Annotated in this window: 7 protein-coding genes; all 7 read right to left on the bottom strand. The window is 48.5% G+C overall.

Translation table 11 applies throughout. The features are described from left to right. Positions 1 to 2,247 (bottom strand): exonuclease domain-containing protein (locus C7R94_RS26775; RefSeq protein ID WP_106785655.1); only part of this gene is annotated, 2,247 nt, incomplete at its 3' end. Between the two features lie 91 nt (positions 2,248 to 2,338). Continuing rightward, a complete protein-coding gene (locus C7R94_RS26770) occupies positions 2,339 to 3,799 on the bottom strand; it encodes a tetratricopeptide repeat protein (protein ID WP_106785654.1) in 1,461 nt (486 codons plus the stop codon). 82 nt (positions 3,800 to 3,881) lie between these two features. Beyond that, positions 3,882 to 4,265: an aspartate 1-decarboxylase gene (gene panD / locus C7R94_RS26765; RefSeq protein WP_106785653.1), complete on the bottom strand. Its 384-nt coding sequence runs from the start codon at positions 4,263 to 4,265 to the stop codon at positions 3,882 to 3,884. A gap of 20 nt (positions 4,266 to 4,285) precedes the next feature. After that, the gene (gene panC, locus C7R94_RS26760) at positions 4,286 to 5,137 is read right to left on the bottom strand and encodes a pantoate--beta-alanine ligase (RefSeq protein ID WP_106785656.1); all 852 of its coding nucleotides are present in this window, start codon (positions 5,135 to 5,137) and stop codon (positions 4,286 to 4,288) included. Beyond that, positions 5,137 to 6,000 (bottom strand): 3-methyl-2-oxobutanoate hydroxymethyltransferase, encoded by an 864-nt coding sequence (gene panB / locus C7R94_RS26755; protein ID WP_047069020.1) that lies wholly within the window; start codon positions 5,998 to 6,000, stop codon positions 5,137 to 5,139. The genes panC and panB overlap by 1 nt, the downstream gene beginning before the upstream one ends. A 260-nt stretch (positions 6,001 to 6,260) precedes the next feature. After that, positions 6,261 to 7,244: a biotin--[acetyl-CoA-carboxylase] ligase gene (locus tag C7R94_RS26750; RefSeq protein ID WP_106785652.1), complete on the bottom strand. Its 984-nt coding sequence runs from the start codon at positions 7,242 to 7,244 to the stop codon at positions 6,261 to 6,263. Beyond that, positions 7,234 to 7,680: tRNA nucleotidyltransferase domain-containing protein (locus C7R94_RS26745; RefSeq protein WP_369835028.1), on the bottom strand; the 447-nt coding region annotated here is incomplete at its 5' end. The genes C7R94_RS26745 and C7R94_RS26750, both read right to left, overlap by 11 nt.

Genomic DNA, 7,680 nt, shown 5'->3' with positions numbered 1-7,680 from the left:
CAACAGCAGCCCCTGCTCCTCATAATGAAACGGCGATGGCAGTGACAAGGTACGCACTCGTTCCTCGGGCAGTTGGTCGAGACCAAACTGACTTTTGATGTAGGAGAAGCTGTTTTTAACGGTCAGAGTAGCTGATGTCAAGATCAGACTCCGCTTTTGCGCGAAAAGCGGTTCTGCCAGTGAGTCGGAAACCTTCAAGAGTGCTGCTGACAAATGAACCTGCTTACGAGCTGTTCGGGACTCTACTTCCATCCAATACACATACTCGGCATCCTGCTCAAGTAAAAAGAAGTGAAGCAGCTCCACGGCGGTCTGCCAGTCTTTGATGAGACCAAATAAATCTGTCAGTAGACTGCGTATGGCAAAAGGAGGCTTTTCCTCTTGGGGAGTCGTTCGCAAAAGCTGCTCGATGCTCGATGCGTATGCGGTCATCCCTTCAATCAGCTTTTTGGTTACTTTGCGTATCTTCTCGTGCTTGCCTACAAACGATTCAATCCGATAACGTACCGTTTCACGTCCGGCGTCTGTTGTCTCCTCCGCACGATCTGATGCCCATGCATACAAGAGCTGTGTCCATTGCTGCGCTTTCTCTCGCAAGGCAGCGGACTGTTTTCTCAGCTCCAAAAGCTTTGCGGCGACATCTTCTTTTACCTCAGGCATCCAGCTTTGCAACTCTTCTGCGAAACGGGCAATTGCCCCATTCTCTTCAACCGATGCACGATCTAGCAAGAAAAGAAGCTGCGTGGTTGAAAACTGCTTGCCTAAATGTTGTGTCGCTGCATCCTCCAAATGATGGGCCTCATCGACGATGGCAACTTCATACGAAGGGAGAATTCTGTTCTCCGCTTGCAAGTCGCTGATGAAAAGGGCGTGATTCACGATGAGCACATCGACATCGCGAGCCCGTTCCTTCGCCTGAAAATAGTAGCAACGACTAAACCACGGACAAGCCCGATTCAAACAAGAGCTCGTATCACTTTTTACCTGTTGCCATAGCAATTGGCCACTTGGAGGCATGCTCAGCTCTTCCACGTCCCCGGTAACGGTTTGCGTGAGCCAGGTCAGCATCTGGCCTTTGACCAAGCGCATTTCTTGGCTGCTTCCTTCCACAGGCTCGTCCACGGCTTGTTCAAATTTGCGCAAGCATAAGTAGTTTCCTCTGCCCTTTAGCGTCGAAGCTGTAAAGGAAAACGGCAATGACTCCTGCAAGGTAGCGATTTCCTTATGGAATAACTGTTCCTGCAATTGAATGGTATTCGTACTGACCACCAGCTGCTGCTGATTGTGATGAGCCCAAATGATCCCCGGCAAAAGATAGGCTAATGATTTGCCCGTACCTGTCCCTGCCTCTACCAATAAATGGGCGCCATCCTCCATTGCCTCATAAACGGCATGCATCATCGCTTCCTGAGCATCCCGACGCTGATACCCCGACATTTGGGCCTGCATGTGCCCGTTTTCGCCCAAAACATCCTCGAGCTGGTCGGCAAACGCTTTGGTCACTGTCGCATCGACATGAGGACGCTTCAGAGACGCTGTTAATCTTTCTTCACGCTTCCGCAGGGCCAGCTGGCGATAAATATCCCACATGTCTGAGGAATCCGTTTTGGTTGGCCCTCCATCGAGCTCTGGCAGCTCTATGAGCTTTTCCATCTCGATCTGACGCAAAAGAACCTCAATATCTGATCGAAACGAAGAGACGAGCATTTGCAGGCGCTGGATCGTCACGAGCGGCAGTCTCTTTAAAATATCCAGCAGGTGAAGAAACAGCTGCGCCGTAGCAAGTGCATCGCTATCTGCTTGATGGGGATTATCGTGCTCGATTTCCAGCTCAGTCGCCAGTTCTCCGAGTCTGTAGCTATTTTGCATCGGCAAAAGAACGCGGGATAGCTCTACTGTATCAAGCACGTAGCCGTCAAACGCATAATAGCCCTGGCTCAGCAGGGCTTCTTGTAAAAATTGGAGATCAAAGCTTGCATTATGTGCAACAAAAGCTCGCCCGTCCAATAAACGCAAGAAATCTGGAAACACTTCTTCCAAGGAAGGAGCATCTGCAACCATCTCATTGGTGATGCCTGTTAATTGGGTAATAAACGGGGGAATATCCTGGCCCGGATGAATCAGGGTGGAAAAACTCTCGGTTATCTGCCCGTCATCGATTGCGACGGCACCAATCTGAATGATGCTGTCCCCTTGGCGTGGATGGCTTCCCGTCGTCTCAAAATCTACAACTAGTAATCGATTCAAACGTTGTCACCTCGTAACCTGGGCGGAAACATTCAATCCGCACCCATTCACATTCGGCAACGATGGGAAATATTCCTGCTCTCCTGTACATTTAAGGCTGTACGAGCTCGGTCTGCATTTCTAATTCCAATTGACCAAGCTTGCTTGCGCACAATTGCAGATAGATGGGGATTTCCCATAACTGTTCTGCGAATGGCAATGCCCGTTGAAAATATTGTTCAGCTAGGCGCCAATTTTCTTCCACAACGGCAATTCTCCCCAGATGAAAATACCCTAACGAACGTACATATGGCTCAGCGTCTTCCAGGAAATTCTTTGCCAACCGTTTTGCTTCTTGTGTATCCCCCAGCTTTTCGTAAGCCGAAATCATCCCGGATTGTCCGAGACGATTGTCTCGGTTTTTCTCCAGCATGATCCGAAACGCTTTGATTGCTTCCTCTACCCTTCCGTCAAATAACAGCATCCAGCCATAACTAAAAAGAAAGTCGTCATTTTCGGGTGCAAGACTGATCGCTTTTTTGACGAGCGTCAATGCGCGCTTCGTACCAGCAATAAGCCAAGTATTCCAAGCCAAGCCATGCCACGTCCACCCATCTTTTGGGGAACGCTCCGTCAAAAAGTGATAGCAAATCTGTGCCCGGTGGTAATTGCCCACTGTTTCGTATAAAGAGGCCATTTCCTGAAGAGTATCGCTGTCCAAATCGCGTGTCGGCAGCTGCAAGCCTTTCGGCGGGCTCCATTCTACCGTCTGGTCCATTGTATGCAGTAATTTGGCAGCACGCAGCCATAGCATCTGCGCTTCCCAATCGTGCTCGTTTTTTTCTAAATACGGTTCCAATTCATCCAAAGCTTCCTGTGCATCGCCATCTCTTAAATAGCATAGCGCGAGGTTGTATTTGGCTTCTTCCTGTTCTGGCTTGATCTCGAGAGACGTCTTAAAAGCTTGTGCCGCCTCTAGCCATTGCTCCTCTTCCGCAAGTATACACCCGATAGCATTAAAACTGATGGCCACAATGGTAGGTGAACCTGCTGTTCTGGCGAGAAGACGGAATTCCCGAAAGGCAAATTCTTTCTCCTCGCACAAAAGGAGACTGTAGGCGTAATACAGTCGCCCACTTTCCCAGTCTGGCGATTTTTTAACTAATTCTGCAAAACACTTTTTTGCGTCTTGAAACATGCGCAAATGATAAAAGCCTTCCCCACGACGAAAAATCGGCTCGTATGGACCCGTTTCCGGGGAATGATCTTTCTTTTTTCCGACTGTTGTCTTTTTCGTTTCAACAACCTTTGGCGATTCTGCATTCACCTTCGACTGATCCGTCTTTTTCTCTTCTGCCGGAAGCTGTCCTTCCATTTCCTTGATGTTACGAATCGCATTCGATAATTTTTCTTCAAATTGCAGCCACAAGTCTACGACTGTATCACTTACTTGGCGCAATTGAAACAATTGTTCCGCGAGCTGAAGACGTTCTTGTTCAGAAGCCTCCTGCCACTTCTCTTCGATCGTCTGCGCTTTGTTCCGAAGCGTGTGAAACCAGTCCTCGATTTTCACAAGAAAAGCCACCCCCTATGAGGCATGAGTACTTTCATTGTCTCACAAGGCAGGTGGCTCTATGCAGGAACAGACAGATCGCTTACAGAATCGTCGCGTGTACTTCTTCCGCAATCAATTCTTTGACCTGATTTTTTTCATCCATGATGGCGACACGTGGCTTGTAGGTTCTTGCCTCTTCATCCGTCATCATCGCATAGGCAATAATAATAACGATATCGCCCTCTTGTACGAGACGTGCCGCTGCTCCGTTCAAGCAAATGACGCCACTGCCTGGAGCACCTTCGATGACGTATGTTTCCAAACGTGCTCCGTTGTTGTTATTGACGATTTGTACTTTTTCATTTGGCAAAATATCCAGTGCATCCAACAAATTTTTGTCGATGGTAATACTTCCAACATAATTCAAGTTTGCTTCAGTTACCGTTGCGCGATGGATTTTTGCTTTCATCATGGTGCGGAACACTAACAATTCCTCCCTTATCACTACTTGATTGATGTAATCGTATTGTCAATCAGACGTGTTTTGCCAAAACGAACAGCTAGCGCGATGATGATCGTCTGACCTGCCGTTTCTTGCTCAATTGGTGTAAGCGTTGGGTAGCTTAAAATTTCCACATAATCAATATCTGCCAGGGGCTTCTCAGAAATCATTTGCGTGATACGATCCTTGATTGTAGAAAGAGCCACGCCCTCACTCAGCCATTCTTCTGCTTGCCTTAGGCTCTGTGACAGCACGAGTGCTTGTGCTCGCTCATCCGCTGACAAATAGACATTCCGTGAGCTCATCGCCAGTCCATCCGCTTCGCGGACAATCGGGCATGGAACGATTTGTACTGGCATCGACAAGTCGTGAACCATTTGCGTCACAACGGCTACTTGCTGGGCATCCTTTTGTCCAAAAAAGGCGTAATCAGGCTGGACAATTTGAAACAGTTTATTGACGACGGTCGATACGCCATCAAAATGACCCGGACGAGAAGCTCCACACAAAGGAGTCGTCACGTTTGACACTGAAATATTGGTCAGCATCGGCGTCGGATACATCTCACTCACTTCCGGAGTAAACAGGAGGTCCACTCCTGCTTCTTCTGCCATTTTACTATCCCGCTCGATATCACGTGGATAACGTTCAAAGTCTTCATTCGGTCCGAATTGCAGCGGGTTTACGAAAATACTCATCACAACCAAATCGCATACTTCACGGGCAGCTTTCACCAAGCTGAGATGTCCTTCATGCAGAAAGCCCATGGTCGGAACCATCCCGATCGTTTTGCCTTGCCGACGTGCCTCTTTTATATGAACGCGCATCTCTGCGATTGTGGAGACTTGTTGCATCATGACTGCTTTCCTCCTTCCCCGTACAATTCCTTGATGGTTTCTTCAGATGCATGGAAGACATGCTCTTGCCCTGGGAAGCTTCTTGCTTCAACTTCTTTGTTATATGCCTCAACTGCTTCACGAATAGTTTCACCAATGTTTGCATAGCGCTTCACGAATTTCGGCGTGATATCCGATGCGTAGCCGACCATATCATGGAACACCAGCACTTGCCCATCACAAGTCGCACCCGCTCCGATTCCGATCACAGCGATATCCAGCTTGTTTGCAATCATGCCTGCAACCTCTTCCGGAACACATTCCAGCACAATGGCAAATGCGCCCGCTTCTTGAATCGCAAGGGCTTCGTCCAACAATTTTTTGGCTGCCTCCAGATCTCTTCCTTGTACTTTGTAACCGCCTAATTGATGTACCGATTGCGGAGTAAGTCCAATATGTCCAACGACAGGGATGCCTGCTTGTACACAGCGTGTAATGATTGGGGCCAGTTCACGGCCTCCTTCCATTTTGACCGCCTTGGCCAGCCCTTCTTGCATTAGTCTGCCCGCGTTTTTCACCGCTTCCTCAACTGTTCCGTGATAGCTGAGAAAAGGCAGGTCCGCCACGACAAATGCACGCTTGGCTCCTCTCGTCACTGCTTTTGTATGGTGCAGCATGTCCTCCATCGTAACAGGGATGGTGGAGTCATAACCGAGTACGACCATTCCCAATGAATCACCGACCAAAATCATATCAACGCCAGCTTCATCCACTAATTTCGCTGACGGATAATCATAAGCGGTCACCATGGTAATCGGGGTTCGCATTTCTTTTTTCTTGCGGATACTCGAGGTCGTAACAGGTCTGTCGTTTTGTGCCATTTTTCATTGCTCCTCTTTCGCATCAAGCCCGTGGATCGTGTGAGGAATAAAAAAACCTTCTCGCGTCAATCGGGAGAAGGTTGTCCATGTCAAAAAGACATTTTGCGTTAGCGGATTCCTTCTGTCTCGGTCCACACAGGCTCTGAGCAGATTTTTGTCCTTATACGTATTGATTTAAGATTACACGATAGATACAAAAATACTCCGGGAGTACCGTTCACGAGGTGATACAGCCTCCAAATTGGAGTATAGCAAATGATTTAATCATTTGCACGATAATTGACATCAGCCGAATAAACTTTGTGAATCTGTCCTGCCTGATCCTTGACCATGAGTACGCCTTCTTCATCCAAGCCAACGGCACGACCTTCCAGCTGTTGTGAAATCGTCTGGAGGGTCACCCATTTGCCAATGGTGTACGAATGATTCTCCCACTCTTGTTTTACACGCTCGAAGCCTGCCTGCAAATAGTGGTCGTACTCTTCTTCAAAAATTCGGCAGAGCCGTTGGATAAACGAAACGCGCTTGAGTGGCTCGCCAGATTCAATTCGAAGTGAAGTCGCAATCTGTGCCAAGTCTGAAGGAAAATCGCTTTCGACACTGTTGGCATTGAGCCCTATTCCGATTACTAAATAATTGACCCGATCCGATTCAGCATTGAGTTCTGTCAAAATCCCGCATACTTTTTTGTCTCCGATAAAAATATCGTTCGGCCATTTGATTTTGACAGGCAGCCCAGTCTCTTCCCGGATCGTTTTCGCTACAGCAACTGCCGTTAGCAACGTCATCTGAGGTGTCTTCGGTAACGGAATCGCAGGACGGATGATCAAGCTCATCCAAATCCCCGTTCCTTTGGGAGAATGCCATGGTCGGCCGAGTCTGCCTTTCCCGCCCGTTTGCAGCTCTGCCAGCACGATCGTACCTTCTACTGCCCCTTTTGCCGCAGCCTCATGTGCGAGAGGTTGTGTAGATACCACTTCATCGTAAGCGATGACATTTTGACCGATCCGTTTCGTATCGAGTCCAGCCATGATTTCTGCTGCTGACAAGCGGTCAGGGGCAACCAGCAGGCGATACCCCGATTTGCGTACCGCCTCAACCTCGTAACCATCCCGGCGCAGCTCTTCGATATGTTTCCAAACCGCCGTCCTCGAGCAGCCACATGTTTGGCTTAATTCTTCACCAGAGATGAAATTACCCGGCTGGTCACGGAATGCTTGAAGGATGACTTGCTTAATGTTCATCTTGTGCTACCTCTTTCTTTGCAGCTTCGACGAGTGCTTCAGGTGTATTTGGTAAACCGTGCAGAGCTGTTTGTCTTAGCAACGATTGCAAGATGCGGACAATCCACTCGCCTGGCTTTTTCTGAATGGCTACTTGCAGGTCAAGCCCCGTGATTGCCAGATCCTTGATGGTTTTGACAGGCATATTTTCGTATTGATCGAGGAGATCTTGCAACGAAAACGATTGCCTCTCCTTCCACCAACACGCTTGCAATAAAAGGTAGAACTCGTTACACGTGTCCCAACCGACTTCAAGCAGAAGTGGTCCCCACTCGATCGCTTGAGGGACATCCCATTGCGGCTGCAATCGCGTCAGAAGTTCAACCAACCCATTAATAGCTTCTGTTTCACGTTTGGACATTTTGAGGAATTGGCATACTTCACGCGATTGCGCAGG

Source organism: Brevibacillus sp. NRRL NRS-603 (assembly GCF_003013445.1).
GTDB lineage: Bacteria > Bacillota > Bacilli > Brevibacillales > Brevibacillaceae > Brevibacillus > Brevibacillus formosus.
Note: the sequence above shows the minus strand (reverse complement) of the source record. Positions and strands in the feature narration are given on the sequence as shown.